3 protein-coding genes are annotated in these 2,082 nt (G+C 65.8%); all 3 read right to left on the reverse strand.

Annotated features, from left to right (window positions below):
• The coding region (locus tag C8J42_RS19900; protein ID WP_243644647.1) for an IS66 family transposase at positions 1-1,142 on the reverse strand (1,142 nt) is incomplete at its 3' end.
• Positions 1,143-1,203: 61 nt separating this feature from the next.
• Positions 1,204-1,551, reverse strand: a complete 348-nt coding sequence (gene tnpB / locus C8J42_RS19905) for an IS66 family insertion sequence element accessory protein TnpB (protein WP_031439429.1) — start codon at positions 1,549-1,551, stop codon at positions 1,204-1,206.
• Positions 1,548-1,946 (reverse strand): transposase, encoded by a 399-nt coding sequence (locus C8J42_RS19910; RefSeq protein WP_133021538.1) that lies wholly within the window; start codon positions 1,944-1,946, stop codon positions 1,548-1,550. The genes tnpB and C8J42_RS19910 overlap by 4 nt, the downstream gene beginning before the upstream one ends.
• Between the last annotated feature and the right edge of the window lie 136 nt (positions 1,947-2,082).

Raw genomic sequence — 2,082 nt, forward strand, 5'->3', positions numbered from 1 at the left:
TTCGTCCGGTTCTGCCGCGCCGCCAGCCGCACGTCAGGCGGCCTGCCGCGGACCTCGGCCTCTATGCTGTACAAGGCACCGATGCGTTCAAGAATCTCGGTGGTCAGCGGCGTGGCAACCCGCTCGTGCAGGTCGAACACCTTGCGCCTGAAATGGGCCCAGCACGCGACTTCTGTGACGCCGCTTCGATAGAGCCCGTCGTAACCGGCATAGGCGTCGGCCTGGAGGAAGCCTCGAAATCCGGCGAGATGGGCTTGCGGATGTGCACCGGTACGGTCGGTCGTGAAGCGATACCATGTCGCTGGCGGAGCCGTGTTACCGGAGGCGCGGTCATCGACTGCATAGACCCATAGTCGCCCGGTCGCGGTGCGTCCGCGGCCTGGGTCGAGCACCGGGACTGGCGTGTCGTCCGCGTGGATCTTGTCGCCTTTCAGCACTTCCTCGCGGATGCGACTGACGATGGGGTCAAGCAGCGCGGCTGCATGACCGACCCAGCCCGCCAGCGTCGAGCGGTCGATGTCCAAGCCTTGGGCCGCCATCATCTCGGACTGCCGATAAAGCGGCAGGTGATGTTCGAACTTCGAGACGACGACATGGGCCAGCGTTGCGAATGTCGCCTTTCCGCGTGCGACTGCCTTCACCGGGGCAGCCGCCTGGACGATCTTCTCACACGTCCGGCAGCTGTATTTCGGTCGGACGTTCCGCACCACGCGCCAGTGCACCGGCAGGACATCGAGCATCTCATGGGCGTCCTGCCCGAGACGGCGTAGCGCACCGCCACAGTCCGGGCATGTGCAGGCGCCGGAGGCGGGTTCGTGGACGACCTCCGCGCGTGGCAGGTGGTCGGGCAACGCACGGACTGGTGCCGGCCGCACGGGCGTGTCTGACAAGACCGCGCCGGTCTCCGGGACTGCGCTCTCGGTTTCCAGTTCCTCAAGTGCGAGTTCGAGCTGGGCGATCTCGCGCGTCAACTTCTCGGAGGATGCGCCAAACTGCATCCGCCGCAGCCGAGCGATCTGTCCACGCAGTGTCTCGATGAGCAGGTCGCGGGCGGCAAGTGCTGCATTGGCTCGGGCGAGCGAGGCCTCCAGCACGGCGATCCGCGCCTCGGCATCAGATGGGGCAAGAGATGCTTGCGACACCTCACTTTCATAGCAGTTCGCGCACTCTCACACGAGCAAAAATGGCGGAAAAGCTATGTTTTCAGCCGGCCAATGTTGGTGCCCATGTCCGCTCTGGGCGGCGCCAGTCGATGCCCTCCAGAAGCATCGACACCTGCGCCGATGTCAGCGCCACTGTGCCTGTCGCGGTCACCGGCCAGACGAAACGCCCCCGGTCCATCCGCTTCGAAAACAGGCAGAGCCCCTGACCGTCGAACCACAGCAATTTGATCAGGTCGCCGCGCTTGCCACGGAACGCGAACAGCGCACCGGAATGTGGCTTTTCCCGAAGCACCTGCTGCACCAATACCGCCAGGCCATCGAAGCCCTTGCGCATGTCAGTGACGCCGCACGCCAGGAATATCCGCGTCGATGTCGGCTGCGGGATCATCGCGCCAGCACGCCGATCACGCGCGATAGCGCCTCGGCGTCGACCGAGCTGTCGACGCTCAGCCGCACCCCCGAGGGCAGCTCGATGCCGATCTGCCCCGCGGTCCGAGCGTCCGCTGGCACCTCGACGGGCGGCGCCGACAGCATCACAGACGGCTCGCTGACCCGGACTTCGGCAAATGCGGTCTGCGGCCGGGCTGGCACTCCGCTCAGTGCACCCGACATCGCCTGGCGCCGCCAGGTGTAGATCGCGCCGCTGCCGACCTCGTGACGCTCGACCGCCGCCCGGACCGACCCATCCGGCCCAAACGCATCGCGCAGGATCGCCAGCTTCTCCTCGACCGTCCAGCGGCGTCGACCCGACACCCGCCCGACAATCTCGATACGACCACTCATACGACCGGTCGTATGACTACTCGCTACATCTGCAGCTGGTTCGATAGTCTCGTCCGACATTACGGCCCCGTTCAAAGAGCTGCCATCAACCCGTTGAACGCTCCGCCTGCAAGGCGGCCCTCAGACCGCGCTTACC

This window comes from Sphingomonas sp. PP-CE-1A-559, assembly GCF_004340965.1.
Lineage (GTDB): Bacteria > Pseudomonadota > Alphaproteobacteria > Sphingomonadales > Sphingomonadaceae > Sphingomonas.